The 25,030-nt window shown below is 67.3% G+C and carries 29 protein-coding genes and 1 tRNA gene; 18 read left to right on the forward strand and 12 right to left on the reverse strand.

Annotated features, from left to right (window positions below; genetic code table 11):
• Window positions 1–79: 79 nt before the first annotated feature.
• Complete coding sequence (locus tag AB0M15_RS03270; protein WP_363813375.1) at window positions 80–439, forward strand: MerR family transcriptional regulator; 360 nt, start codon at window positions 80–82, stop codon at window positions 437–439.
• A gap of 358 nt (window positions 440–797) precedes the next feature.
• A complete protein-coding gene (locus AB0M15_RS03275; RefSeq protein ID WP_363813377.1) occupies window positions 798–1,985 on the forward strand; it encodes a TerC family protein in 1,188 nt (395 codons plus the stop codon).
• On the opposite strand, the gene AB0M15_RS03280 is transcribed toward AB0M15_RS03275, so the two are convergent.
• The gene (locus AB0M15_RS03280; RefSeq protein ID WP_363813379.1) at window positions 1,982–2,464 is read right to left on the reverse strand and encodes a CGNR zinc finger domain-containing protein; all 483 of its coding nucleotides are present in this window, start codon (window positions 2,462–2,464) and stop codon (window positions 1,982–1,984) included. The two genes, AB0M15_RS03275 and AB0M15_RS03280, sit on opposite strands and share 4 nt — an antisense overlap.
• A gap of 73 nt (window positions 2,465–2,537) precedes the next feature.
• Here AB0M15_RS03280 and AB0M15_RS03285 point away from each other — a divergent pair, with 73 nt between their 5' ends.
• The 5 genes from AB0M15_RS03285 to AB0M15_RS03305 all read left to right on the forward strand — a co-directional run bounded on the left by AB0M15_RS03285 (window position 2,538) and on the right by AB0M15_RS03305 (window position 6,344).
• Window positions 2,538–3,401 (forward strand): alpha/beta hydrolase, encoded by an 864-nt coding sequence (locus tag AB0M15_RS03285; RefSeq protein WP_363813381.1) that lies wholly within the window; start codon window positions 2,538–2,540, stop codon window positions 3,399–3,401.
• A 107-nt stretch (window positions 3,402–3,508) separates the two neighbouring features.
• The gene (locus AB0M15_RS03290; protein WP_363813383.1) at window positions 3,509–3,856 is read left to right on the forward strand and encodes a VOC family protein; all 348 of its coding nucleotides are present in this window, start codon (window positions 3,509–3,511) and stop codon (window positions 3,854–3,856) included.
• A gap of 41 nt (window positions 3,857–3,897) precedes the next feature.
• The gene (locus AB0M15_RS03295) at window positions 3,898–5,106 is read left to right on the forward strand and encodes a hypothetical protein (RefSeq protein ID WP_363813384.1); all 1,209 of its coding nucleotides are present in this window, start codon (window positions 3,898–3,900) and stop codon (window positions 5,104–5,106) included.
• Entirely contained in the window at window positions 5,081–5,932 is an 852-nt protein-coding gene (locus tag AB0M15_RS03300) for a TrmH family RNA methyltransferase (RefSeq protein WP_363813386.1), read from the forward strand. The genes AB0M15_RS03295 and AB0M15_RS03300 overlap by 26 nt, the downstream gene beginning before the upstream one ends.
• A 10-nt stretch (window positions 5,933–5,942) precedes the next feature.
• Entirely contained in the window at window positions 5,943–6,344 is a 402-nt protein-coding gene (locus AB0M15_RS03305; RefSeq protein ID WP_363813388.1) for a VOC family protein, read from the forward strand.
• On the opposite strand, the gene AB0M15_RS03310 is transcribed toward AB0M15_RS03305, so the two are convergent.
• The gene (locus AB0M15_RS03310) at window positions 6,312–7,106 is read right to left on the reverse strand and encodes a class I SAM-dependent methyltransferase (protein ID WP_363813390.1); all 795 of its coding nucleotides are present in this window, start codon (window positions 7,104–7,106) and stop codon (window positions 6,312–6,314) included. The genes AB0M15_RS03305 and AB0M15_RS03310 overlap by 33 nt on opposite strands.
• Before the next feature lie 144 nt (window positions 7,107–7,250).
• Between AB0M15_RS03310 and AB0M15_RS03315 the strand changes: the two genes are divergently transcribed.
• Window positions 7,251–7,547, forward strand: a complete 297-nt coding sequence (locus tag AB0M15_RS03315) for an antibiotic biosynthesis monooxygenase (RefSeq protein ID WP_363813392.1) — start codon at window positions 7,251–7,253, stop codon at window positions 7,545–7,547.
• Window positions 7,544–8,335, forward strand: coding sequence for an isocitrate lyase/phosphoenolpyruvate mutase family protein (locus tag AB0M15_RS03320; RefSeq protein ID WP_363813394.1), 792 nt, complete (start codon window positions 7,544–7,546; stop codon window positions 8,333–8,335). The genes AB0M15_RS03315 and AB0M15_RS03320 overlap by 4 nt, the downstream gene beginning before the upstream one ends.
• Here AB0M15_RS03320 and AB0M15_RS03325 read toward each other — a convergent pair.
• Window positions 8,324–9,604 (reverse strand): AlkA N-terminal domain-containing protein, encoded by a 1,281-nt coding sequence (locus AB0M15_RS03325; protein WP_363813396.1) that lies wholly within the window; start codon window positions 9,602–9,604, stop codon window positions 8,324–8,326. The two genes, AB0M15_RS03320 and AB0M15_RS03325, sit on opposite strands and share 12 nt — an antisense overlap.
• A 94-nt stretch (window positions 9,605–9,698) precedes the next feature.
• Here AB0M15_RS03325 and AB0M15_RS03330 point away from each other — a divergent pair, with 94 nt between their 5' ends.
• From AB0M15_RS03330 to AB0M15_RS03340, 3 genes are read left to right on the forward strand one after another with little or no spacing between them, the layout of a single operon-like run.
• On the forward strand, window positions 9,699–10,244 hold the full coding sequence (locus tag AB0M15_RS03330; protein ID WP_363813398.1) for an AAA family ATPase: 546 nt from the start codon (window positions 9,699–9,701) through the stop codon (window positions 10,242–10,244).
• A gap of 48 nt (window positions 10,245–10,292) precedes the next feature.
• On the forward strand, window positions 10,293–10,985 hold the full coding sequence (locus AB0M15_RS03335; protein ID WP_363813400.1) for an RraA family protein: 693 nt from the start codon (window positions 10,293–10,295) through the stop codon (window positions 10,983–10,985).
• Between the two features lie 13 nt (window positions 10,986–10,998).
• A complete protein-coding gene (locus AB0M15_RS03340) occupies window positions 10,999–11,835 on the forward strand; it encodes an oxidoreductase (RefSeq protein WP_363813402.1) in 837 nt (278 codons plus the stop codon).
• On the opposite strand, the gene AB0M15_RS03345 is transcribed toward AB0M15_RS03340, so the two are convergent.
• Window positions 11,816–12,667 (reverse strand): arylamine N-acetyltransferase, encoded by an 852-nt coding sequence (locus AB0M15_RS03345; protein WP_363813405.1) that lies wholly within the window; start codon window positions 12,665–12,667, stop codon window positions 11,816–11,818. The genes AB0M15_RS03340 and AB0M15_RS03345 overlap by 20 nt on opposite strands.
• A gap of 59 nt (window positions 12,668–12,726) precedes the next feature.
• Between AB0M15_RS03345 and AB0M15_RS03350 the strand changes: the two genes are divergently transcribed.
• On the forward strand, window positions 12,727–13,746 hold the full coding sequence (locus tag AB0M15_RS03350) for a lactonase family protein (protein ID WP_363813407.1): 1,020 nt from the start codon (window positions 12,727–12,729) through the stop codon (window positions 13,744–13,746).
• 15 nt (window positions 13,747–13,761) lie between these two features.
• Here the strand turns inward: AB0M15_RS03350 and AB0M15_RS03355 are convergent, their stop codons facing one another.
• Both AB0M15_RS03355 and AB0M15_RS03360 read right to left on the reverse strand, forming a co-directional pair.
• Window positions 13,762–14,085, reverse strand: coding sequence for a hypothetical protein (locus AB0M15_RS03355; protein ID WP_343976121.1), 324 nt, complete (start codon window positions 14,083–14,085; stop codon window positions 13,762–13,764).
• The gene (locus AB0M15_RS03360; RefSeq protein ID WP_363813409.1) at window positions 14,082–14,945 is read right to left on the reverse strand and encodes a phytanoyl-CoA dioxygenase family protein; all 864 of its coding nucleotides are present in this window, start codon (window positions 14,943–14,945) and stop codon (window positions 14,082–14,084) included. The genes AB0M15_RS03355 and AB0M15_RS03360 overlap by 4 nt, the downstream gene beginning before the upstream one ends.
• Window positions 14,946–15,056: 111 nt before the next feature.
• Here AB0M15_RS03360 and AB0M15_RS03365 point away from each other — a divergent pair, with 111 nt between their 5' ends.
• Both AB0M15_RS03365 and AB0M15_RS03370 read left to right on the forward strand, forming a co-directional pair.
• The gene (locus AB0M15_RS03365; RefSeq protein ID WP_363813411.1) at window positions 15,057–15,854 is read left to right on the forward strand and encodes a helix-turn-helix transcriptional regulator; all 798 of its coding nucleotides are present in this window, start codon (window positions 15,057–15,059) and stop codon (window positions 15,852–15,854) included.
• 10 nt (window positions 15,855–15,864) lie between these two features.
• Window positions 15,865–16,599, forward strand: coding sequence for a GNAT family N-acetyltransferase (locus tag AB0M15_RS03370; protein WP_363813413.1), 735 nt, complete (start codon window positions 15,865–15,867; stop codon window positions 16,597–16,599).
• On the opposite strand, the gene AB0M15_RS03375 is transcribed toward AB0M15_RS03370, so the two are convergent.
• Entirely contained in the window at window positions 16,596–17,471 is an 876-nt protein-coding gene (locus AB0M15_RS03375) for an aminoglycoside phosphotransferase family protein (protein WP_363813415.1), read from the reverse strand. The genes AB0M15_RS03370 and AB0M15_RS03375 overlap by 4 nt on opposite strands.
• Window positions 17,472–17,525: 54 nt before the next feature.
• Window positions 17,526–18,017: a YajQ family cyclic di-GMP-binding protein gene (locus AB0M15_RS03380; RefSeq protein ID WP_363813417.1), complete on the reverse strand. Its 492-nt coding sequence runs from the start codon at window positions 18,015–18,017 to the stop codon at window positions 17,526–17,528.
• Between the two features lie 101 nt (window positions 18,018–18,118).
• Here AB0M15_RS03380 and AB0M15_RS03385 point away from each other — a divergent pair.
• The 3 genes from AB0M15_RS03385 (at window position 18,119) to AB0M15_RS03395 (ending at window position 19,946) form a co-directional block, all read left to right on the forward strand.
• Window positions 18,119–18,201: transfer RNA gene (locus tag AB0M15_RS03385), tRNA-Tyr, on the forward strand.
• A 111-nt stretch (window positions 18,202–18,312) separates the two neighbouring features.
• Complete coding sequence (locus AB0M15_RS03390) at window positions 18,313–18,762, forward strand: hypothetical protein (protein WP_363813419.1); 450 nt, start codon at window positions 18,313–18,315, stop codon at window positions 18,760–18,762.
• A gap of 77 nt (window positions 18,763–18,839) precedes the next feature.
• Entirely contained in the window at window positions 18,840–19,946 is a 1,107-nt protein-coding gene (locus AB0M15_RS03395) for a hypothetical protein (RefSeq protein ID WP_363813421.1), read from the forward strand.
• Between the two features lie 3 nt (window positions 19,947–19,949).
• On the opposite strand, the gene AB0M15_RS03400 is transcribed toward AB0M15_RS03395, so the two are convergent.
• From AB0M15_RS03400 to nuoK, 4 genes are read right to left on the reverse strand one after another with little or no spacing between them, the layout of a single operon-like run.
• On the reverse strand, window positions 19,950–21,404 hold the full coding sequence (locus AB0M15_RS03400; RefSeq protein ID WP_363813423.1) for an NADH-quinone oxidoreductase subunit N: 1,455 nt from the start codon (window positions 21,402–21,404) through the stop codon (window positions 19,950–19,952).
• A complete protein-coding gene (locus AB0M15_RS03405; RefSeq protein WP_363813425.1) occupies window positions 21,401–22,957 on the reverse strand; it encodes an NADH-quinone oxidoreductase subunit M in 1,557 nt (518 codons plus the stop codon). Before AB0M15_RS03405 ends, AB0M15_RS03400 begins: the two co-directional genes overlap by 4 nt.
• Complete coding sequence (locus AB0M15_RS03410; protein WP_363813427.1) at window positions 22,954–24,720, reverse strand: proton-conducting transporter membrane subunit; 1,767 nt, start codon at window positions 24,718–24,720, stop codon at window positions 22,954–22,956. The genes AB0M15_RS03405 and AB0M15_RS03410 overlap by 4 nt, the downstream gene beginning before the upstream one ends.
• On the reverse strand, window positions 24,717–25,028 hold the full coding sequence (nuoK, locus tag AB0M15_RS03415) for an NADH-quinone oxidoreductase subunit NuoK (RefSeq protein ID WP_363813429.1): 312 nt from the start codon (window positions 25,026–25,028) through the stop codon (window positions 24,717–24,719). Before nuoK ends, AB0M15_RS03410 begins: the two co-directional genes overlap by 4 nt.
• Window positions 25,029–25,030: the final 2 nt, after the last annotated feature.

Genomic DNA, 25,030 nt, shown 5'->3' on the forward strand with positions numbered 1-25,030 from the left:
CTTTCGTGGTCCCTGATGCGGCCCCCATCGTGAAACTCACACCGGCGTCAACTGCAACAATGGAGCCCGAGGAGGCCCCATGCGCATCGGAGAACTGGCTGAGGCCAGCGGCGTCAGCACAAGATCTCTGCGGTACTACGAGGAGCACGGCCTCATCCGCGCCGCCCGCACCCCCGCCGGCTGGCGCGACTTCGACGACTCCACGGTCGAACGAGTAGTCCTGATCCAGCACCTCTTCGCAGCCGGCCTCTGCAGCACCAGCATCAACGAGCTACTCCCCTGCCTGGAGTCCCCACCCGAAGAACGCACCGGCGTCATGGAACAACTCCTGGCCGAGCAACTGGCCCGCCTGGAGTCCAAACGCCGAGACATCAACCGAGAAATAGAAATCCTCCAAGCCCTCCGCACCGAAACCGCAGTCCCCACCCAACCAACCTGACCCCGCCTACCCTGGATTGCGCCCCGCGCGGGGTGAGAGCCAGCCAAGCGGAGCGCTACCACGGCAGACGGGAACCACGGCTACCAGACTCAGCGGTCTGCCACGCGTCATCGGGGCGAGATCCGCCAATCCCGCCAGCACCACCGAGTCCGCCACGCCCACCCGACACGGCACGGCCGACCGCCGTGTTCTCACCAAAGCGGGCGACGAAGGAGCCCGCACACCAGGGTGGGCGGGAGCCGTCGGAGCAGGTAGCGACGCCGGAGCGGACGGCGGAGGTGGCGTGGGGTATATGAGTTGGTTGCGCAGGCGTGATTGGGTGGTGGCGGCCGGCTGCCTCGTGATCGGATGATTGAGGATGGGCGTTTCTGCGTTGGTCTGGGTGCTGACGATTCTGGCGATCGTCGGACTGCTTGCCTTCGACTACTTCTTCCATGTGCGGAGCGCGCACGTACCGACGCTGCGTGAAGCGGCCGTCTGGTCCAGCCTGTACGTCGGGATCGCGATCCTGTTCGGGCTCGGCACGCTCGTCATCGGCGGTACCGGGATGGGATCGGAGTACTTCGCGGGGTACATCACCGAGAAGGCACTGTCGGTCGACAACCTGTTCGTCTTCTTGATCATCATGACGAGTTTCCGCGTCCCCCGGGAGAACCAGCAGAAGGTGCTGCTGGTCGGCATCGTCATCTCGCTGATCGCCAGGGCCGGCTTCATCTTCCTCGGCTCGGCCCTGCTGAACACGTTCGCCTGGGTCTTCTACCTGTTCGGCCTCGCCCTCCTGATCACCGCCGGCAACATGCTGAAACCGCAGACCGAGGAGTCCCACTCGGCGCAGAACGTCATCGTCCGGCTGGCCCGCAAACTCTTCCCCACGACCGAGACCTACGACGGCGACAAGCTGGTCACCCACCAGAACGGCCGCCGGGTGATGACCCCGATGCTGCTCGTGATGGTCGCGATCGGCGGTACCGACCTGATGTTCGCCCTGGACTCGATCCCGGCCATCTTCGGGCTGACCCAGAACGTGTACGTCGTCTTCACCGCCACCGCGTTCAGCCTGCTCGGCCTGCGGCAGCTGTACTTCCTGCTCGACGGTCTGCTGGACCGGCTGATCTACCTGTCCTTCGGGCTGGCCGCGATCCTCGCCTTCATCGGCGCGAAGCTGATCCTGCACGCGCTGCACGAGAACAACCTGCCGTTCATCAACGGCGGCGAGCCGATCGAGGTGATGGAGATCAGTACCGGCCTGTCGCTGGTGGTGATCCTGGTGGTGCTGGTGATCACGATTTTCGCGTCGCTGTTCAGCACCCGCGGCCGGACCCAGACGGCGATGGCGAACATCCGCCGCGACGCGCTCGCCTACCTCGACGCGGAGTACACCGACAACGAGAGCGAGCGGGAACGCCTCTTCGTCCGGCTGCAGGAGTCCAAGGAGCACATCATCGCCCTCGGCCCCAAAGCCAAGCAGATCGTCAAGAACGAGACCGAGCTGATGGAGCTCTGCGCCCGCGTCATCGAGACGCGTCAGACCAGCAACAAGTCCTAGGTACTACGAAGCCGATCCTGATGCCGCCGAGCCTTCAACCGGTTCCCACAGGTTGACATCGAGCACCACCGGCGCGCATTCGCCTTGCTCCGGTCGATCAGGAACAAGGTGCACTCGGCAACGTTCTCGCACGGCCGCAACCGGCCCTGCACCCCGGCCCACGCCAGCACGACCCGAGAAGGAAATCGCGCCGCCCCCGCCAGCTTCCACTCCACGCCGGTCCCCCCCACGACAGGCACCTGCCGCACGTCCGCGACGAACCGCTGCAGCTCAGCCGCCGGCCGCTGACCCCGTACTACGCCCGCGATCGCGTCACGCACCTCGCGGGCGGCGGCCGGCGTACCGGGGATGTCGTGGGCGCGGAGCCAGTCGGCCGCGCCCGCACCGCGCAGCTCATCGGTCGGTACCCCGTCCACGATCGGCGCCGAGTTGAGCAGCTCGAGCAGGGCTGCCTCATCAGACATAACCGCATCAACCATGTTGACAGGTTACACCCGTCGGGTGTTCTCTTACCCCTGTAACCAGATAAAACATGCAAAGGGGTTAAATCAGATGACCGTTCATCACCGGACCATCGAGGTCGACGGACACGCGCTCTTCTACCGCGAGGCAGGACCGGCGGACGCGCCCGTACTGCTGCTCCTGCACGGATTCCCCGCGAGCTCGCACATGTTCCGCGACCTGATCCCGTTGCTCGAAGACCGCTATCACCTGATCGCGCCCGACCACCTCGGCTTCGGATACTCGGCCATGCCATCAGCAGACGACTTCGAGTACAGCTTCGCGGCGCTGGCGAGTTTGACGACCGCCTTCACCGAGAAGCTCGGCCTCACGGAGTACGCGGTCTATGTGCAGGACTACGGCGCGCCGATCGCGTGGCGGATGGCGCTGGAGCACCCCGAGCGGATCACCGCTGTGATCACGCAGAACGGCAACGCCTACGAGGACGGGTACGTCGAGGCGATGTGGGCCGCCGTCGTCGCGTACGACGCGAACCCGACGCCGGAGACCGCAAAGGCGGCCGCCGAAATGCAGTCCGAGGCCCTCGTGAAGTGGGCCTACCAACACGGCGTCAAGGACCAGACCCTGCTCAGCCCCGACGCCTGGCAGCACGACCTGTCGTTGCTCGCCCGCCCCGGCGCCGAGCGCGTACAGCTCGATCTGGTCCGCACCTACCTGGACAACTTCAAGCTCTACCCGAAGTTCCAGGAGTACTTCCGCACCAGCCAGGTCCCACTGCTGGCAGCCTGGGGTGCAGGCGACGAGATCTTCCCGCCGGCCGGCGCGAAGGCCTTCCAGCGCGACCTCCCCGACGCCGAGATCCACCTCCTCGATGCCGGCCACTTCGCCCTCGAATCCAACGCCCCTGAGATCGCCGACCTGATCAAGGACTTCCTCGGCCGCAAACTGGGCTGACCGGATTCAGGCCACGTAAGCATGTCGAGGGACTGTTCTGGGCACTGAGTTCCCCAGAGAGTGCGCCGCCCGAAGCTCGGGTGGTCGTCTGGAGAGGTGAGGGTGTCGTGGGGTTCAAGGCAGTGCTTGCGGTCATTCCGGTGCAGGAACTCGGGGCGGCGGCTCAGTGGTACGAGTCGTTCTTCGGGCGGCCAGCGGATCAGCGGCCGATGGACACACTGGCCGAGTGGCATCTGAGTGATCTCGGCGTCGTCCAGGTCTTCCAGGACCCCGACCGGGCCGGTCGTACCTCTGTCAATTTCACCGTCGACGACCTCGACACCGCACTCTCGACGCTGGCCGGCGCCGGGATCACGGCCACCGACCCGCAGATCGTGTCGAGCGGACGTCAGCGCCTGGCCACCACGACAGACTCGGACGGCAACACACTGGGCCTGATCCAGGTCATCGCCTGACCTCGCATCCCCCTACGGTTCTGGGAACAGAGGCGTGGGGGATGCGAGTGCTGCGGAAGTTGTTGATCGGTGTCGCCGTCGCGGTGAGCCTGCTGTCGTTGCTGGGGACCGCGCGGTTGGTACTGCCGCGCGGCGAACCGACCGACGGCGCGGTCAAGCAACTCCAGTTCCTTCGCCAAGCAATCGAAGGCGGAGCCGACCAGGACGCTCAGGGCTTGAAGCCTGAGGGGTACTTCTTCATGAACGTGCTCTACGGGCTGTCCTGGGTTCAGGTTGGGCTGGACTCGCCAAAGCATCGGGCAGAGGCGGCGAGCCAGGCGAAATGGGCGCTCGACAGGCTCTACACGGCCGACGGCACGAGACCGTTCGACCTCAACGGGCTCACACCCCGGTACGGCGTGTTCCACGCGGGCTGGACCAACTGGCTCCGCGGCGGCATCGTCGCGCTGCAGCCGGCCGAGTCGCGTGACCTCGCGGAGTACACGAAAACCTCGACCGAGCTGGCGAAGGCCTTCGACGCGTCGCAAACGCCTTATCTGGATGCGTATCCGGGGCAGGCATGGCCGGTCGACTCGACGGTGGCGATGGCTTCGCTCGCCTTGTACGACCACCTGGTGACGCCCCGTTTCCAGCCGACCGTGGAGCGCTGGGTGGCGGGTGTGAAGACGCGACTCGATCCGGCGACGGGCCTGATGCCGCACCAGGTGACGCCCGTGAGCACGGGGGCTCGGGGTACTTCGCAGACGCTGATCCATCGGTTCCTGCTGGAGATCGATCCGGGGTTCGCGCGGTCGCAGTACGAGGTGTTCCGGGAGAAGTTCGTGACGGGGCTCGGGCCCGCGATTCGGGAGTTCCCGGCGGGGACCGACGGGAGTGGGGACGTTGACTCCGGGCCGCTGGTGTTCGGGGTCAGTTTGTCGGCGACGACAGTTGGGCTCGGGGCGGCGAGGGTGCAGCACGATGCGCTGGCCGGCGTACTGGCTCGGGAGGGCGAGCTACTCGGCGTACCGGTCAGTGGGTTGCACACGAAGCGGTATGCGCTGGGGCTGATGCCGATCGGGGACGCGTTCCTGGTCTGGGCGGCGACGGCGCGACCGTTCGCCGCCGAGGAGCAACCGGAGCTCGCCAAGGGATACGGAGCCTGGTGGATTCCGTGGCTGATGCTGGTCTGGCTGCCGAGCCTCGTACTGTGGGGGTTCGTTCGGCTGACCAGACGGAGGACCGATGACCGCGGCGCAGCGGATCAGTAGCCGGAATGCTCGCTTCCAGGTGTGGGAGGCGCTGCTCACCAACCGGAACAAGCGACTGCGGGCCGGTGAGTTCCTGGTTCAGGGGGTCCGGCCGATCAGCCTGGCGATCGAGCACGGGTGGACGATCCGGGCGTTCCTGTACGACTCGGAGCGCGGACTGTCTCGATGGGCCGGTGATCTGCTGCAGGGCAACCGCGGCGTCGAGCGAGTCAGTATGGCGCCGGAGCTGCTGGCCGAACTGGGTGAGAAGGGCGAGACGGCGCCCGAGCTGATCGCGGTCGTCGAGATGCCTGCGGATGACCTCGAGCGGATCAAGGTGGGGCCGGACTTCCTCGGCGTCGTGTTCGATCGGCCGACCGGGCCGGGCAACATCGGGTCGATCATTCGGTCTGCCGATGCTTTCGGTGCTGACGGCGTGATCGTCACCGGGCATGCCGCCGACGTGTATGACTCGAAGGCCGTCCGGGCGAGCACGGGGTCGCTGTTCGCAGTACCGGCCGTGCGGGCGCCGTCGCAGCGGGAAGTGATGGCGTGGATCTCGGAGCAGCGCGCCGCCGGTACGCCGGTTGTCGTGGTCGGCACGGATGAGCACGGCGAGGCGGACATCTTCGACTTCGACCTGACCCGGCCGACCCTGCTCCTGATCGGCAACGAGACCTCAGGCCTCAGCGCCGCCTGGAAGGAGCTCGCCGATCACCTCGTCCGGATCCCGATGACCGGCTCAGCCAGCTCCTTGAACGCGGCCAACGCGGCCACCGCGGTCCTGTACGAAACCTCTCGCCAGCGTTCCCATTCCTTCAAGACCGGCGGCCGCGGCGACTCATAGCCTGGCCGGCATGACCGTTCGACCCCAACCGATGATCGCCGTCGCCGACGTCGAGAAGAGCAGTGCCTGGTACTGCGCCGTGCTGGCCGCGACGAGCGGCCATGGCGGCCCGGAGTACGAACAACTGCTGGTCGACGACGCGATGATCCTCCAGCTCCACAAGCTGGAACTCGGCCACCACCACGGCACGATCGGCGACCCTGCGCTGCCGATGGGGAACGGCGTGGCGCTGTGGTTCCAGGTGGACTCGCTCGACGACGCCGCGGCGCGTGCCAAAACAGCCGGCGCCACCGTCCAGACCGACGTCCACTACAACCCCAACGCCGGTCACCGGGAGCTCTGGCTGCGCGATCTCGACGGGTACCTGGTTGTGTTGGCGTCAGGCGGTGGCGAGGATTTCGCCGTGGAGTAGGGAGATGAAGGCGGCTGGGTCGGCTGCCCAGGCCTTCCAGGCTTGAGAGATCTCCTCGAGAGTCTGCCGCGGTACGCCGGAGGCGAGGGCCTGCTCGGCCATCGCCGACTGGAGGATGCGGTCGGCCCACATGCCGCCCCACCAGGCTCTGTCCTCGTCGGTGGTGAAGGTCCAGTTGCTGGCGGTCGCCTCGACCTTTTCGAATCCGGCAGCCAGGGCCCAGGAGAGCAAGCGGCGACCGGCGTCGGGTTCGCCGCCGTTGGCGCGGGCCAGGCGTTGGTACAAGCTCATCCACTCGGTGAGTTCCGGTAGCTCGGGGAACCAGGCGAAGGCTTGGTAGTCGGAGTCGCGGGCCGCGACGATGCCGCCGGGCTTGCAAACGCGGCGCATCTCGCGGAGCGCCTGCACTGGGTCGGCCACATGCTGCAGAACCTGATGGGCATGGACGACGTCGAAGGAGTCGTCGGGCAGGTCGAGCTGGTGGACGTCACCGACCACGAAGTCGACCGAGATGTCGAGCCCGGCGAAGGTCGCGCGGGTGATGTCGAGCGCGCCTTCGTTCGCCTCCAGCGCCGTGGTCCGCCCCGGCTGCACAAGCCTGGCGAGATCCGCCGTGATGGTGCCCGGCCCGGCGCCGATATCGAGCAACGACTGCCCGGGACGCAACTGTGGCAACAGATACCCGGCCGAGTTCTCGGCGGTGCGCCAACTGTGCGAGCGCAGTACGGATTCGTGATGGCCGTGCGTGTACACGTTGTTCATAGTTCAGGCTAATCCGAAATCTTGCTTGATGAGACATATCGTCTTGAATATCGAGACGAGGCTCATGACCGAATATGGCCAGACCCGGGTGGGGTTCGCGGGCGAGTCTTAAGTCCTGAGAACGTATCGATCAGGAGGAAGAAAGTGCTGGCAAAGGTGTTTCCCATTCATCTGAAGAGCGGCAACCAGGCGAAGGCCGAGGAGCTTGTGCGGGCGTTCGCGCCGCAGGGGCCGGGGCAGGAGGAGGGAACGTTGTCGTTCCGGGTGTATCGCGACCCGGCGACGCCCGACTACCTGCTGTTCGTGGAGCACTTCGCGGATCAGGCGGCGTACGACGCGCACACCGGCTCGTCGGCGTACAAGGAGCTGATCGCGGGGCAGTTCGCGGAGCTGATCGTCGAGTTCGTCGAGATCGATCACGAGCTGCTGGTCAGCCTGTGAGCATCGATCGGAAGGCGCAGGCCCGGGCTTTCCGGGCGCTGCACGCGGACGGGCCGCTCATCCTGCCGAACGCGTGGGATCCCGGTTCGGCGCGCGCGATCGAGGCGGCCGGAGCGAAGGCTGTCGCGACGACGAGCGCGGGCGTTTCGTGGGCCGAAGGAGTCGCGGACGCGGGTGGTCTCACCCGCGCCGCGGCGCTCGCGGTACTGCGTCGCATCGCGGCGGTGATCTCGGTACCACTCACCGCCGATCTGGAATCCGGGTACGGCGCGACCCCGGCCGAGGTCGGCGAAACCGTCGCCGAGGTCATCGAGATCGGTGTCGTCGGTATCAACCTCGAGGACAGCGTCTCGCACGTGCTGGGTGATCCGGCCGTGCTGGCCGCGCGGATCGTAGCGGCTCGCTCCGCAGCAGTTGCCGCTGGCATCGAGTTGGTGATCAATGCGCGAACGGACACGTATCTGTTCGGCGATGGGACTGGGACTTTGGAAAGAGCACGCCTGTACGCCGAAGCCGGCGCCGATGTGCTCTTCGTGCCGGGTGTCGGGGATGCGGAGGTGATCCGTGAACTCGTCGCCGGATCACCGCTGCCACTGAACGTGATGACCGGACCGGGCGGGCCGACGGTTGGCGAACTGGCCGCGTTGGGGGTCGCGCGGATCAGTCTGGGACCGGCTCTCAGTGCTGGTGCTTATGGGCTCGCGGCCGCGGCAGCGCAGGAGGTGCTTGCTACTGGCACCTATGAGGTTCTGGGTGACCTAGGCAAGCACAACGCGCTATTGCGATAGATGAAGGTAGGCGAGGGCCCGCCATGGACGCCAGGCTTCTGAGTCTGTGGCGGACTCGCCCGGGAAGGCATCGCGGGCGCCCAGACGGAGGGCGATGTGATGGGCGGCCGTCTCGCTGATCCCGTCGATGTGGGTGAGAGCTGGGACGAGGGTTTCGAGCGGCTCGCCGCCATCCAGCTTGATGTTGCCTGCAGCAACTTCAGTCGCCAGCGCGCGGAGCGTGTCCGCGACCCGGCCGGGTTGGTCGTACCGGTTCGCCAGCGTCTCCGCGGAAGGGAATGCATGGGTGAGCCCATGGCCGAGCCCGGCAACCGGCGTACCGACGGCCTCCACCAACTGCTTGAGCAGCTCTTGATCCCTGGCAATTGCTGCGACGGCGACCTCGAACGGGCCCCACACGCCGGGCACCCGGAGTCCGGGGCGGGCCTTGATCAGCGGGCCGATGACGGGGTCGCCGGTCAGCTGGGCGGTGGCCAGTACCGGTTCGGTTTCGAGGCCGACGAGCTGGGCGGCGCGTTCTACGACGTGGATTACGCCCTCCCAGTAAGGGAGATGGGCTCGGAGGAGCAGGTGATCGGGGCCTCCGGCGGTGAGTTCGAGCAGGCCGGGGTCGCCGTCGAGGGCGATCGTGCGGCGGTACACGCCGTCGATGACGGACTCCACGCCGGGGATCGCGTGGGCTTCGAGGAAGTTGAGCATCGCGGGCCAGTCGTACGGCGGGGTGTACGGCATGCGTAGTACGAGGCCTCCGTCGGCCGCGAGGCGGTCGGTACGCCGACGGCGGTCGCGCAGCTCGCGTGGGGTCGAGCGGAAGATCTCGCGCATCGCCCGGTTGAACTGGCGCAGACTGCCGAAGCCGGAGGCGAAGGCGATGTCGGCGATCGTCAGCTCCGAGTCGTCCAGCAGGCGGCGGGCGAAATGGGCGCGACGGGAGCGGGCGAACTGGTCGGGCGTGACGCCGAGATGGTCGTTGAACATCCGGCGCAGGTGACGCGCCGAGAGACCCAGCCGCGCGGCCAACGCGGTCTCGTCGGCTTCGTCGAGCACGCCGGTGATGATCAGCTGGACCGCGCGGCAGACGAGCTCTGGGGCTTCGTCGGCGACGGTGCCGGCGACGCGGTACGGACGGCAGCGGAGGCAGGCGCGGTAGCCGGCGGCCTCGGCTGCGGCGGGGAGTTCGAAGGTCTCGACGTTCTCCGCCAGGGGCTTGGCGCCGCAGCCCGGGCGGCAGTAGATCCCGGTGGTACGGACGGCGGAGTACGTGGTCACTCAGCCATCGTGCGGATACTGGGCTAGTCCGTCCAGTCATATCCGGACAGATGCCGATCATCACCGGACGGCTCCACGCGGCTAGGGTGCCGGGATGTCGTCGAAGCCCATGCTCGTCGTGGTCAGCGGTCCCCCGGGCAGCGGCAAGACCACGCTCGCCCACCGGATCGCGGCCGCCGTTGGTTGCCCGGCGATCTGCCGGGACGAGATCAAGGAGGGGATGGCGCACGCGACGCCCGGATTCGTACCGGGTCCTGCCGATCCGCTGACGATGCGGACGCTCGCGACGTTCTTCGACGTCATCGGCCTGCTGATCGGCCGCGGCTCGACGGTGGTCGCCGAAGCCGCGTTCCAGGATCGCGTCTGGCGGCCGGGGCTGACACCGTTCCTAGGGCTGGCTGAGCTGCGGGTCGTGCACTGCGCGGTCTCTTCCGAGGTCGCGCACGAGCGCATCACGACCCGCGCCGCCGAGAACACCCTCCGCAAGGCCCACGAGGACGGTCACCGTTCCGCGGAGACGTGGCGCCGCGGCCACACCGCATTCGACCCGATCACGCTGCCGGTCCCCACCCTGACGGTCGACACCACCGACGGCTACCAACCGGACCTCCCGGCGATCATCCAGTTCCTCGACCGCTAGTACTGGAACCTTCTGGTTCGGTATCGATTCGCTGACTAAGGTCAGGGAATGGTTGATCTGCTGAAGCGGTTCGAAAATCTGACCACTGCTCATGTCGCCGACGCCTGCCTGCGCGCGGACGTTCCGGTGCGGACGGTGTCGCTGCTGCCCGTCACCTCGGGGCGCGTCGCCGGCCGGGTACTTCCCGTCCGTCATGTCGGGAGCGTCGACATCTTTCTGGAGGCGTTCGAGACGGCCGAGGCCGGTGACGTGCTCGTCGTCGACAACGGCGGGCGCCGCGACGAGGCCTGCGTCGGTGACATGGTCGCCGAGGAAGCGAAGGCGGCCGGCCTCACCGGGCTGGTCGTCTGGGGGTTGCACCGGGACACGGTCGACCTGCAGGCGGTCGGTCTGCCTGTGTACAGCCTCGGCGCGCTACCGACCGGCCCGCTGCGCCTCGATCCGCAGGCGCCTGACGCATTGAAGTACGCGGTCGTCGGCGAATGGGCGGTCACCAGCGCGGACGTAGTACTGGGTGACGAAGACGGCATCATCTTCATCCCGGCCGACCGCGTCGACGAACTGCTCGACCTCGCCACCTCGATCCAGGCGACCGAACGACGCCAGGCTGAACTGATCAGAGCCGGTACGTCGCTGCGCCAGCAGGTCGGTTTCGACGCTTACCTCGCGGCTCGCAAGGAGCGTCCGTCGCTCACCTTCCGCGAGCATCTTCGCGGTGTCGGTGGCGCGATCGAGGAGTGAGTAGGCTCGTCAGGTGCCCTCTGACGACCTGACCGCGGCTGCCGCGGGGACCTGGAAACTCGGCGACTTCACCGTCAACCGGATGGGCTTCGGCTCGATGCGGTTGGCGGGCAGTGCGGATCGGGAGGTCGCGATCCAGGTCCTGCGGCGTGCCGTCGAGCTCGGCGTCGACCACATCGACACGGCCGCCTTCTACGGGCCGGCGCTGGACCTGATCCGGGAGGCGCTCTCGCCGTACCCGGAGAATCTCGTCATCACCTCGAAGATCGGCCCGGGTGACAGCCCGGAGCGCGGTTTCTACAACGCGACCACCGCGGCCGAACTCCGCGTCCAGCTCGACGAGAACCTGCGCCGGCTCGGCGTGGACCACCTCGACGTGGTCAACCTGCGGATCATGAACCAGCCCGGCGAGTCCCTGGCCGAACGCTTCCACTGGCTCACCGAGTTCCGCGACGCCGGCCTGATCCGCCACCTCGGCATCTCCAACGTCAGCCCGCACCACCTCGACGAGGCGCAGGCGATCGCCCCGGTCGTCTGCATCCAGAACCGCTACTCGCTGGAGACCTCCCGCTCCGACGACGCCTTCATCCAGCTCTGCGCGGACCGCGACGTCGCCTACGTCCCCTTCTTCGCCATCGCCGGTACTACCGGCGCGGCCGCGACCGCAGTACAAACCGTCGCCAAGTCCCACGACGCCACGGAACAACAGATCCGCCTCGCCTGGACCCTCCACCAGTCCCCCAACGTCCTGGCCATCCCCGGCACCGGCAACCCAGATCACCTGGACCAGAACATCGCCGCCGCCGCGATCACGTTGTCTGCGGCGGACCTCAGCCTTCTGAACTCCTGACCTGCTGAGCGGCCAGGAAATTCTCGTACTGCGTCCAGACCCGCCGCCAGAGTGCGTCGCGGTCGGCGGCGGAGAAATGCGGAAGCGGTAGCTGGAAGATGTCGGCGAGGGCTTCGTAGTACTCGGGCTGGGTTTCGATGATCTTGTTGTCGATGCGGTCTCTGTACGTTTGCATCAGACCGACGGAGCGCAGGGTCGACATGCTGCCGGGGCGGCGGAGGAATGCTGAGCAGGTGCGGACGAAAGGGGAGTCCGGGGATAGCGAGAGGTGTTGGTGTTGGGCTTCGAAGTCGGGGAAGGTGGCGGGGGCCGACTCGAAGTCCATGCCGATCAGGCCGGCGCGGGGGTCGTGGTCGAGGCGCCAGCCGTCGACGAGGTCGGACTTTCGTAGCGAGAGGGTGAAGGGGTCCTGGTACGCCGTTGCGCCGGCCTGCAGCGGCATCGGGGTCAGGAGGCCGTCGCCCAGGCCTGCGTCGACCAGCCAGGTCTCGTCGTCCAGTACCACCGTCAGCACCATGTGGCTGGCGTCGACGACGGCTGGGCGGCTGGCCGTCTGGACGCCACCGCGGTGCAGCGTCACGTCGTATCCGAGTGAGGTCAGCAGCTGGGCGAGGACTCCGTTGAGCTGGAAGCAATAGCCACCGGTCTCGCGCGCGATGATCCGCGCAGCGACCACCTCGGGATCCATCGAACCGCCCTGGCCGAACTGGTACTGCACCGTCTCGTACGGCACGTTGACGACGAACGCCTCGTGCAGCTCCGACAACCCTTCGATGCTCGGGGCAGCAGCAGACGCGACGCCTATGCGTCGGAGGAAGGCGACGGTGTCCATGAGCTGAGCCTACGAGCCCGATGGGTGCTTGCGGTTGACTTAGCTGGCAGGGTGGGGGCATGACCTCGGAGCAGATCTATGTCGGCAGTTACACCCTTCGGGACGGTGGCGGTGAAGGCATCGGGTTCGGTACTGCGGAGGAGTTGCAGGTCGCCGCGGCGACCGCGAATCCGTCGTTCCTGACCATCTCGGCCGACGGCCGGTACCTCTACGCGACCAACGAACTGCCGTCCGGCCGCGTCAGCGCCTTCGCGATCGCGGACAGCGGCGCGCTGGAGTTCCTCAACCACCAGCCGACCGGCGGCGCCGACCCGTGCCACCTGGAGATCGACCCGTCCGGCAAGTTCCTGTTGTCGGCCAACTACAGCTCCGGTTCGATCGCGGTCCACCCGATCAAGGACGACGGTTCGCTCGGCGACCCGAGCCAGATCCTGCAGCGCGAGGGCACCGGCCCGAACGAGGAGCGGCAGGAAGGCCCGCACGCCCACCAGGTCACCTTCGACCCGTCCGGATCGTTTGCCTTCGACATCGATCTCGGGTCGGACAGCGTGTACGTCTCGACGCTGTCCAAGGACGGCCGGCTGGAAGAGGTGAGCCGGCTGCAGACCCACCCGGGCGCCGGGCCGCGGCATCTCGTCTTCCACCCGGGCGGCCACGCGGCGTACCTGATCAACGAACTGGACTCGACGCTGATCGTGCTCAGCCACGCCGAGGGCAAGCTGGCGATCGCCGAGACCGTGTCGACCCGGCCCGACGACGCTTCCGGGGACAACTTCCCGGCCGAGGTGCTGGTGTCGGCCGACGGCCGCTTCGTCTACGGCTCGAACCGCGGCGACGACACGATCGCGGTCTTCGAGACCGGCGCGGAAGGCCTCGAGGCCGAGCTGATTCAGACGATCAGCTCCGGCGGGACCTGGCCGCGGCACCTCGCCTTCAGCAAGGATGGCTTGCAGCTGTACGCCGGGAACGAGACCTCGGACACGATCGCGGTCTTCACCGTCGACCAGAGCAGCGGCGCCCTCACCGCAACGGGGACGCCGCTGGACTGGCCGAAACCGGTCTGTGTACTTGCCTATTGATCCAACGCAGCCTGACTAGATCGCGACGAGCTTCTCGAAGAAGAACTCGTGTTTGAGGAACGACACGTCGTACTCGTGACCCGGCTGCGGCGGGAGCAACTGCGCGGCCTGGAAGAGCCGCCAGCCGTCCTTGAGCGCGTCGAGTCCGCTGGCGTACGGCGGGACGTCGGAGTCACCCGTGGTGGGTGTCGTCGCGCCGGTCCCGTCGTACGTCGACCAGCCGACCGTGCGCGAATCGAGCGCCGAAGAGGCCAGGTAGAGCACCAGGACCTGCTGGCGGACCACCTGCTCACCGATGGCCTGCAGGCCGAGGGCTTGCTGGTCGGGGGTGATGCTCATGCCATCTCCTTCTTCGCTGCGTGCGGGTTGAGGCTGCGCTGGGCGACGACGCGGCGCGGACGATTGGTCACCCGGGTGACCCAGTAGTCCGGATCGTAGGTGTCATCGCCGGTCAACGCCTGCCAAAGCTTGACCCGGTTGAAGATTTCGAGTCGGCCGGTGGCGTTCTCGTACCAGGGGAAGTACTGGCCGAGCTCGTGCGCGACGGCGTCGTCGTACAGGTCGTCGGTGTTCCACAGCCGGACCTGGCGGACGGTCGGGTTGAAGCGGATCTTGAACATGTACCGGTCGATGGCGCTGTCGTTCTTGCGGCCGCCGTGCCAGATGCCGTGGTGGAGCAGGACGACCGTACCGGGCGGGCAGGTGAGCCGGGTCTGGCCGAGCAGGTTCTGGTACCGGCCGGTGTCGGACTCGTTGGTGCGGCGCAGGTGGCTGCCGGGGACGCTGAGCGTGCCGCCCATCTCGAGCGTCACCTCCTGCGGGTAGTACATGAGCTGGACGTCGAAGGCGTCCTCACGGACGTCGATGATCGCGTCGCCGTGCAGGTTCTGTGCCTCGCCCTCGTGCGCCTTGCGGATGTGCACGGCGTGGTGGTCGACGGTCGGCTCGGGGCCGACCAGGCTGTGGATGGCGCCGGCGACCTCCGGCAGCTGCACCAGCCGCTGGACGAACTCGCTGTCCACGAACGCCTCCGACAGCGGGGTGCCGTACGGGACGCCGGGGATGCCGGCCTTCAGGACGTCGAGCGCCTGCTGGTTCATCTCGTCGGGCACGACGGCGTCCATCCGGAACGCGCCGGTGGCGACGAAACTCGCCATCTGGACGGAGGTGAGCAGGTTTTTGCGATGCGGATGCGGCATGTCTCTCCCTTTCGGGGCGACTAGTGCTTGCTGGTTGCTACTCCTCCAGGCTAGGTAGGTTTACTTTGCTTTTGCGTGGGTTGTGTTCACCACTGGTGGTAATTTCTCACCATGATTCCGCTGCATCTGGCCGAGCCGCCCGAGCTGGTGAACGTCGGCGTGGGGGTGCACGGGGTGCGGAGCCTGCGAGATGTCTTCCAGCTGCCTGACTTCTGGCAACTGCACCTGTACGGGTACTCGGCCGACCTGACGATCGGGGGTACGACCTATCCGGTCGCACCCGGCTCGGTCAGCTTGACGCCAGCCGGAGTACAGGTGCAGTTCGACTACCGCGGGCGTTCGGAGCACCTCTTCGTGCACTTCCGCCCACGGATCGTGGGCGAGCCGCTGTACGTACCGGCCGTACAGGACGCCGGTACTACGGCCCCGGTCCTCTCCGACATGCTCCGCTCCGCCATCGGGGCATCACCAAGCGGCTCTCCCCGGGTAGTGGCCGAGGTGTGGGCCGCACTCTGGCGGGTCGCACAACTGTCCGCGCCCTTGACCGAAGGCGGCACAGCAGCCGGCCACTCGGCCGTGGCGGCAGCCATCAGCTACATCGAGGCCAACCTGGCCAGGGCCCTGACTGTGCCCGCACTGGCCGCCGCTGCCGGCGTATCCCACAACCACCTGACCAGGCTCTTCCGCGTCGAAACCGGCATGACAGTAGTCGCCTACATTCGCCAACGTCGCATGGCCCGAGCCCGCCACCTCCTGGTCTCCACCACGCTCTCCATCCCCGCCATAGCCGCCACTGTCGGCATCCCCGACCTACAGGCCTTCAACAAGACCTGCCACCGAGAACTGGGCGGCGCACCACGCGCTGTACGCGCCGGAAATGCAGTGGCTGCTGGTGGTCGCCCGGTCTAGCGTTCACCGCATGTATGAGCTGATCCCGGTAGCCGAGGCACCCGAGCTGGACGCGGAAGCGGAACAGCGCTTCGTGGAGGAGTGGCCGGAGTTCATCTTCCACGACGAGGTGGTGAGCCAGTACCGCGATCGCCGCCGCTCGTACTTCGCCGACTGGGAGTTCTACCTCGTCGACGACACCCGCCGCCTGATCGGCGGCTGCTGGGGCGTCCCCCTCCCCTGGGACGGCACCGTGGCCGACCTCCCCGGCGGCTTCACCGACTCGTTGGCCCGCTCGGTGGACTCATACGAGGCCGGCCTGACCCCCAACACCTTCGTCCTGATGGCCGCCGCCGTCCGCAACGACGAACAAGGCAAAGGCCACGCCAGCCGGGTGATCACCGCAGTCAAGCAACAGGCACTGTCCCGCGGCCTGGCCCAGATGATCGCCCCCGTCCGCCCCACCCTCAAATCCAGCTACCCCTTGACCGACATAGCCGAGTTCATGACCTGGACCCGCGACGACGGCCTCCCCCTGGACCCCTGGCTCCGCACCCACATCCGCCTAGGCGCCACCCTCCTGGCCCCCGCCCCCACCTCCCAAACCATCACCGGCACCATCCCCGACTGGGAATCCTGGACCGGCCTGGCCTTCCCCTCCACCGGCACCTACGTAATCCCCCAAGGCCTAACCACCCTCGCCATCGACAAGGCATCCAACACCGGCCTCTACACCGAACCCAACATCTGGATGCGGCACGCCTAGCCCACGGCCTGTACTGCGAGGCCGTCTGGGCCGAGGACGCCTTGGAGGATCTCCAGGGACTCTTCGCGGTCGGGGCCGGTGAGGGTTTGTTCGGCCCAGAGGGCTACGTCTTCCAGGGCTCGGGCGGTGCGGTAGTAGGTGAGGCGGGTGGGGTCTTGGGTGACCGGGCCGTAGCCGGTGAAGAAGGCGTCTCGGTCGGGTTGGGTTGTGGGGCCTAGGGAGCCCATGCCGCCGAGCATGAAGAGTAGGTCTTGTTCGATGGGGGCCAGTACTGCGTCGTCCCAGTCGATCAGGTGGAGTTGGGTGGGGGTGACCAGGACGTTGCCCAGGTGTGGGTCGGCGTGGCAGATGACTCGTGGGCCCGGTGATGGGGTGCCGGGGTGGAGTAGGGCGGTGATCAGCTCTTGGTGGGTTTGCCAGGTCTTGGCCAGCTCGGCCTCTACGTCGTCCACCGGGGGCTGGGTGGTGAGGCGGTGGTCCAGCTCGCGGGTCAGGGCCGGCATGCGGGCGTTGATGGGGTTGAGGGGCGGCAGTAGGGCGCTGAGGCGGGCCGGTACCGCTTGGGAGTGGATCTCGGCCAGTAGGGAGCCGTAGGCCGTCCACTGGGCCGTGGTGAGGCCGGTGTCGGCTGCGCGGGCTCCGTCGATCCAGGGGGTCAGCGAGAGCCGCTTGCCATCCCGGTCACTCCAGAGGGCGCCGGCGCGGGTTTTGAGGGGAGCTGGAACTCCACGGACACCGCCCTCAGCCAGGTACGCGGTCACCTCGTACGCCGCCGTGGTGCCGCCGGCGGTCCACTTGACGGCGTACTGGCCGGCTCGCCAGACCTCGGCGGAGAGGTCGGCGCCGTGGTGGACCTGGGTGAGTTCGGTCACGTCCAGACCGAAGTCGTCCCTGATCCACCTTCGCAAATCCGGCACCCGGAAACGTCAGCGGTAGTTGACGAACTGGACGGCGAAATCGAGGTCCTGGGCCTTGATCAGGGACTGGACGGCCTGCAGGTCGTCGCGGCTCTTGCTGGAGACGCGGAGTTCGTCGCCCTGGATCTGCGCCTTGACGCCCTTGGGGCCCTCGTCGCGGATCAGTTTGGAGATCTTCTTCGCGTTCTCCTGGCTGATGCCGGCGCTGATGGTGGCCTGCAGCTTGTAGATCTTGCCGGACAGCTTGGGCTCGTCGACCTCCAGGCCCTTGAGCGAGATCTGCCGCTTGACCAGCTTGTCCTTCAGCACGTCGAGGACCGCGTTGCAGCGCTCCTCGGTGTTGGCCTGCATGTCGATCGCCTCGCCGGACAGCTTGATCTCGGCGCCCACGTTCTTGAAGTCGAACCGCTGGCTGATCTCCTTGGCCGCCTGGTTCACGGCGTTGTCCACCTCCTGCTGGTCGACCTTGTTCACGATGTCGAAGGAGGACTCCGAAGCCATGGGCACGTCCTTTCTGAAGCTAACTGTCTTAACCGATTTGCTGTCAGGGCCACTGTCTGTTGTATCGTCTCTCACGCCGGTTCACGAACCGGCAGCACCCTGGCGGGTTGCCCGAGTGGCCAAAGGGAGCAGACTGTAAATCTGTCGGCTTATGCCTACGCAGGTTCGAACCCTGCACCCGCCACAGGAGCTGAAACAGCCCTCGACCTGGAGACAGGTCGGGGGCTGTTCTCGTGTTATCCAGTTGTGGCCTGGAGGCGGCTGCGGGGCCTCGCCCAACCGGTACAGTCCGCTCATGCGTACTGAACCCATGGTGGTCGAGGGGCTTGCCGGGCCCGTTGTGATTGATGTCAATGCTTTCACCGGCAAGCACTCGGTGACGGTTGGTGTGCAGGAGGTGCGGGGGACCAGGCGCGGGAACTACACGCTGCCGACCCTGGACGGGCAGTCGGTGGCTGCCAAGTTGCACAGCAGTCTGCTGGATCCGCACCCGAGCTTGGAGATCGCTGGTACCAGGTATCGGACCGGGCCGTCGCTCCCGCTCGTGGTGCGGGTGCTGGTCATCCTGCCGCTGGTACTGCTGGTCGGAGGGCTGATCGGCGGGCTCATCGGGGCAGCCGGCATCGCCGCCAACCTCGGGATCGTCCGCGGTCAGCAGTCGACCGCGGTCAAGTCTCTGCTGATGGTCGGCGTCCTGATCCTCACCGTGGTGGTTTTCGCCGTCCTCGCGGCGGCAATCTCCTAGCAACAGGGAATACTGGCTGGGCCGACAGGGGTTGGCTGTTGTGTCGGGATGGCTAGTCAGCGAGGAGAGAGCGGGCGATGAAACCCACCGAGTTCGTGAAGGTGAACAGTCAGTTCTGGGGGGAGCACCTCAAGAGCGTGAGTGAGCACCTGCCGGGGAGTCATGGGCGCGAGTTGGTGGGGCCGTTGCTGTATCCGCGGCAGTTGGTGCTGACGGAGACGCCGGACTGGAACATCCTGGAGCTCGTCGGGGTGACGAAGGAGTACCGGTCGCTCGATGTCCGCCGGCAGAAGGCCGCGGGGATCGACGAGTACTTCGGAGCGGCAGCGGACCAGGCCGGTACGGTCGTGGTGCTGCGGAACGACGACCGGTACCAGGACGCCACCATCGCGACCGAGTTCGGCCGAAGCGCCCTCGACAGCCGCTACCCGAGCGCCGAGCGGATCATCGGCCGTGAGCTGGTCGGCACCGGTGAGAGCAAGCTGCTGAGCTTCACCCCGGGCAACTACACGACCCTCGAGCGCGTATTGCTCGCCTCCAGTGTCGAGACGTCCGTCCGGGTCCGCTGGACATTCCTGGCGATCGCGATCCACCGTTCCGAGCCGGCCGACAAGTACCGCCAGTACCTGCAGCAGCTGGTCAACGAGGCGGCACACCTCGACCCGATCGGCACCCTTGCCGTGCCGCGCGGCCAGGTGGAGGAGCTGCTGAAGGCCGAGCCGTTCGGCGCGACGTACCAGCACGGGCTGCACAAGACGACGGTCGGTGAGTTCCTGCAGCAGCACGAGGAGATCCTGCTGTCCGCGTTCGGCGCGACCCAGCTGGTCCGCGAGCCGGTGCTCGAAGCAGCAGACGGTACTTCGGTAACGCCCGACTTCATCCTCGAGCGCGACGACGGGAGCCACATCATCGGCGACCTGGCCCTCCCGCTGCTCGAAACTGGCAAGGACGGCAAGAAGCGCCGTCGCTCGACCACCGCGCAGGACGGGGTCGCTCGACTCACGCAGTACGGGGAGTACTTCACGAACGCGGAGAACCAGGCGTTCGCGAAGACGAAGTACAACGTGGAGGTCAGCAACCCCCGCAAGCTCCTCGTCCTCGCGACGACCGAGACCACCACCGAGCCCGGCGTCGAACTGGTCGACTACGACACGATCCTCCGCCTAGCCCTCGCGGCCAAGTAGAGGTCAGTTCACCAACGCGAAGAGTGTGCCGGGGAGGATCGACAGTACGACGGCCGCCCCGGCGCACAGCGAGATGACGGTCACCGCCGGCGTCTCGATGTCGACCGAGAACGGGTTGTCGGCCGGCAGCCGGACCAGCTCGGCGATCCAGCGGAGGTAGACGGCGAGGCCGATCATCACGTTCACCGCCATGACGACGGCGAGCCAGCCGTAGTGGGCGTCGATGACGGACTGGAAAGCGGCGAACTTGGTGAAGAGGCCGGCCAGGCCGGGTGGTAGGCCTGCCAGGACGACCAAGAAGAAGATGAGGGCCGTGCCGAGGCCCGGTTCCGAGCGGACCATGCCTCGGTAGTCCGACAGCAACAGGCCGCCCGGGCGGTGACGTTGGACGACCGCGACCGACCCGAAGGCGCCGAGCGTGACGACGACGTACGCCGCCAAGTACGCCACAACCGCCTGCGCGTCCCCGACCGCCAAAGGCGCAAGCAGGAACCCGACCTGCCCGATCGACGACCAAGCGAGCAGCCGAACCGCCTCTACCTGACGCAGCGCGGCCAAGTTGCCAACAGTCATCGTCAAGGCCGCCAACACAGCCACCACGATCCGCAGATCCGGACCCGACGGCGTGATCCCGTACGTCACCAGCACGAGCAGCCCCGCGACACCGGCCGACTTGGAGACGACGGCCAGGAAGGCAGTCACCTCGACCGGCGCGCCGGCGTACGTGTCCGGAAGCCACCCATGGAACGGCACCGCCGCGATCTTGAACCCGAACCCCACGATCACGAACAGCCCGGCGGCGAAGGCCACCCGCCGCAGATCCGGATCGATCCCCGGCAGCCGGTTCGCGATCGTCTGCAGGTAGAGCGACCCGGTCACGCCGTACAGGTACGAAATGCCGAACAGCATCACCGCCGTCGACAGCACCGACACCAGGAACGCCTTCAGCGCCGCCTCGGACCCGCGCCGGTCACGCCGTAACGCGACCATCGCGAAGCTCGGCAGCGAGACGACCTCCAACGCGATGACCACGGTCGCCAGATCGCGCGCCCCGGCCAGCACGGTCGCGCCGACCAGCGCGCTGAGCAGGAGGAAGTGGTACTCCCCCACCGGGATCTCGGCCGGCAACAGCCGGTACGCCGAAAGCCCGACGACCCCCAGGCCGCCGATCAGCAGCACCGCCCACAGCCCGATCGTGAGCGGGTCGAGCACCAGGCTGCACTCGGCCGGTCCCTCGACCGCGAAGCGGCAGAAGGCCGGCTTGAACGCGTCCCGCTGCGCCGCCACGAAGGCCAGGCCGAAGAGGATCACGCCACCGGTGATCAGCGTGGCCACCAGGTGTTTGGCCCGCTTGGTACCGCTGCTCCAGAACCCGTCGATCAGCAGCACGGCGACGGCGCCCACCGCCAGTACCAGCGGGACGGCGATCGTCTGCCAGTCGGTCCAGGTGATCGTCATGCGAACGTCCAGTAGTCGAGCAGGAAGGGTGGCCAGAGTCCCAGGACGACCGTCAGCACGACCAGCGGAGCCCAGGTGATCAGCTCGATCCGGCTGAGATCCACCGCGAACGCCGACGCCGGATTCTCGGCCGGGTCACCCTGGTTGAGCTGGCGGATGAGTTTGAGGAAGTACGCCGCAGTCAGTACTGCGCCCAGCCCAGCGATCACCATCAGCACCAAGAACGTTGTCCGGGGCAACACATCGGCCGGATGATAGGCACCCAGCAGGATCAGCATCTCGCCCCAGAACCCGGCCAGCCCGGGCAGCCCGAGCGACGCCAGGCACGCGAACGTGAGCAGCCCACCGATTCGTGGCAACCGGGCGTACAGGGCGCGGCCGATCGCGCGCAGGTCGCTGGTGTCGTGCCGGTCCTTGATCGCCCCGGCCAGGAAGAACAACAGGCCGGTGATGATGCCGTGGGCGATGTTCGCGTACAGCGCGCCGGACAGGCCCTCCGGCGACATGGTCGCGATACCGAGTCCGATGAAGCCCATGTGGCCGACGCTCGAGTACGCGATCAGCCGCTTGACGTCGGTCTGCGCGAGACAGGCCAGCGAACCGGCGATGATCGCGACGGTCGAGAAGCCGGCCAGGTACGGCGCGATGGTGGCCGTCGCGTCGGGCAGGACGGGGAGCAGGATCCGGATCATGCCGTAGCTGCCGAGCTTCAGCAGTACGCCGGCCAGCAGCACCGACCCGACCGTCGGCGCCTTCGCGTGCGCGTCGGGCAGCCAGATGTGCAGCGGCCACAGCGGCATCTTCACCGCGAGCCCGACGGCGATCAGCACGGCCGCGACGAGCGCGATCCCATGACCGCCGGCGACCGGATTCTCGCCCAGTACTTCGAGATCGAACGTCCCCGCCTGGCGATGTACCAGAAGGAAGCCGAGCAGCATCAGCGCCGACCCGAACACCGTCATCAGCACGAACGTGGTCGCCGCCCGCCGTCGCCCGGCCGGGTCGTGATCGTCGCCCCAGATGTCGATCACCAGCCACATCGGGATCAGCACGACCTCGAAGAACAGGAAGAACAGCACCAGGTCGAGCGCCGAGAAGGTCCCGATCACACCCGTCTCGATGACCAGCAGCAGGGCGATCAGCGAACGCGTCCGGCCGATGCGCGGGGTGACGCGCAGGGAGTACAGGCAGCAGAGGAAGACGAGCAGTGCGGTCAGCACGATCAGCGGCAGCGAGATGGTGTCGACACCGAGATGGAACCGGACGTCCAGCGACGGGATCCAGGAACTGTCGGTCTCGGCGAACGCGTGGATCTTGCCCGGCAGCGGTCTCGGGGGATTCTCGAGGTCGATCGCGGCGAGGCCCAGCGTCACCGGGCCACCTCGCGGCCGGATCAGATCCCACCAGAGCACCGCCGAGCCAACCAGCACCAAGCCCGAGACGATCGAGCCGACGATCGCCGCCACGCGATCACCGGTGTCAGCGGGCAGTGCCCAGAGAATCGCCGCGGTCAGCGCCGGTACGGCCAGCAAAGCGATCAGCAAAAGACTCATGAGCCGATCACCCCCGCCAGGATCGCCAGCGCGACCGCCCCGATCACAGCCGCCGTCAAGTACGTCTGCACGTTGCCCGTCTGCAGCTTCCGGAACCCGGCCGACGCCAGTACGCCGGCCCGCCCAGCCCCTCGCACATATCCCCCGATCACGTCCCGATCCCCACCGACCGCCAACCGCGCCAGCCACTGGACCGGTACGACGAACACCCGCTGGTACGCCGAATCCACCCCGAACTCGCGCTCGAGCACGACCGGCCGCGGATCAGCACCCCGTTGCCACAACGAGTACGCCGGCAGCGCGCCGAACAGTCCGAGCACCGTCGTCACCAACGCGATCGGCCACTTCAGGTGGACGCCATCCGTGTAGCCCAGCCCGATGGCGCCGACTGCGAGTAGTACCAGCGGCGCGAGCATCAGCCAGGACCCGTCCCGCAGTTTGCTCGAGTCGGGCTCGTCGAGGTCCGCCATCGAGTCGTCGTCCTCGAACGCACCGAGCGCGCCGGCGAGGGCCGGAGTACGGAAGAAGACCCACAGCCACAGGCGGACGCAGTAGAAGGCGGTCAGCGCGGCGGTCAGGCAGACCGAGACGAGCACGACCCAGCCGATCGTCGAGCCGTCGCGGGCGTGCTCCCAGGCTGCCTCGATCACCGAGTCCTTGGAGAAGAAGCCAGCGAAGCCCGGCACTCCGGCGAGCGCGGCGAGCCCGATCGTCATCGTGATGAAGGTGACCGGCATCCGCTTCCGCAGCGCACCGCGCCGGGTGTAGCGGCGTAGTACGACGAAGGCCGCGCTGCCGACTTGATGCAGGAGGACGCCGGCGCAGAGGAAGAGCAGACCCTTGAAGGCTGCGTGGGTCAGCAAGTGGAAGAGCGCCGCGTGCCGTCCGTCGCGGGTGCCGAGCGAGAGGCCGGCGAACATGATCGCGAGCTGGCTCACGGTCGACCAGGCGAGGACGCGTTTGACCTCGACGGCCGCCATCGCGCAGAGGGCGGCGAAGAGCATCGTCACGCAGGCGATCACGGCCAGCACGGTGAAGGTCGCCTCGGAAGCCGCGAACACGTCGTACAGGCGGGCGATCAGGAAGACGCCGGCGGCGACCATGGTGGCCGCGTGGATCAATGCGCTGACCGGGCTCGGGCCGGGCATCGCGTCGGGCAGCCAGGTCTGCAACGGGACCTGGGCCGACTTGCCGACGATGCCGACCAGGATCAGCAGCGTGCCGGTGGTCAGCAGGCCGGGTGAGATCGGCCGGTCGCCGAGCTCGGAGATAGTGAAGGTCTTGTACCCGAGGCCGAGCACGAAGATGCCGAACAGGAAGCCGACGTCACCGAGCCGGGTCATCAGGAACGCCTTCATCGCGCCGGAGCGGGCGTCGCGGCGCTCCCAGTAATGACCGATCAGCAGGTACGAGCAGGCGCCCATCAGCTCCCAGCCGATCAGCAGCAGGAAGAGGCTGTCCGAGACGACCACGGTCACCATCGCCGCGGTGAAGAGCGTGACGAGGGCCGTGTAGGAGGCGACGCGTTCATGGACGTAGGCGATCGAGTAGACCTGCACGCAGAGCGAGACGACGCCGACGATCGCGAGCAGGAACACGGTCAGGTCGTCGGTACGGACGCCGTAGCTCAGGTACACCTCGGGGCCGACGAAGACACCGCCGAAGAGCTTCTGCTGCGGATCGACGCCGTAGAGCAGGCCGGCGGTCAGCAGGACGAGCAGGGAGAAGCCGACGCCGATCACGCGCCAGGCGGTGGCGATCACTGCTCCTCCACCAGGTCACGAGCCGCATCCGCGTCCACATGGCCGTGGCCGCGGAAGAGCAGCAGGATGATCGCGAGGCCGAGACCGATCTCGGCCGCTGCCAGGGTGATGACGAAGACCGCGAGGGTCTGCCCGGTCGCGAGGCCGTCGACGCGCCAGGCGTCGAAGGCGACCAGGTTGAGGTTGACCGCGTTCAGCATCAGCTCGAAGGACATCAGCATCGTGATCGCGTTGCGGCGGGCCAGTACGCCGTACACGCCGATGCAGAACAGTGCGACGGCGAGCAGCAGCGGGACGATGATCGGCATGG

The sequence above is a fragment of the Kribbella sp. NPDC051718 genome (assembly GCF_040681515.1).
Classification (GTDB): domain Bacteria; phylum Actinomycetota; class Actinomycetes; order Propionibacteriales; family Kribbellaceae; genus Kribbella.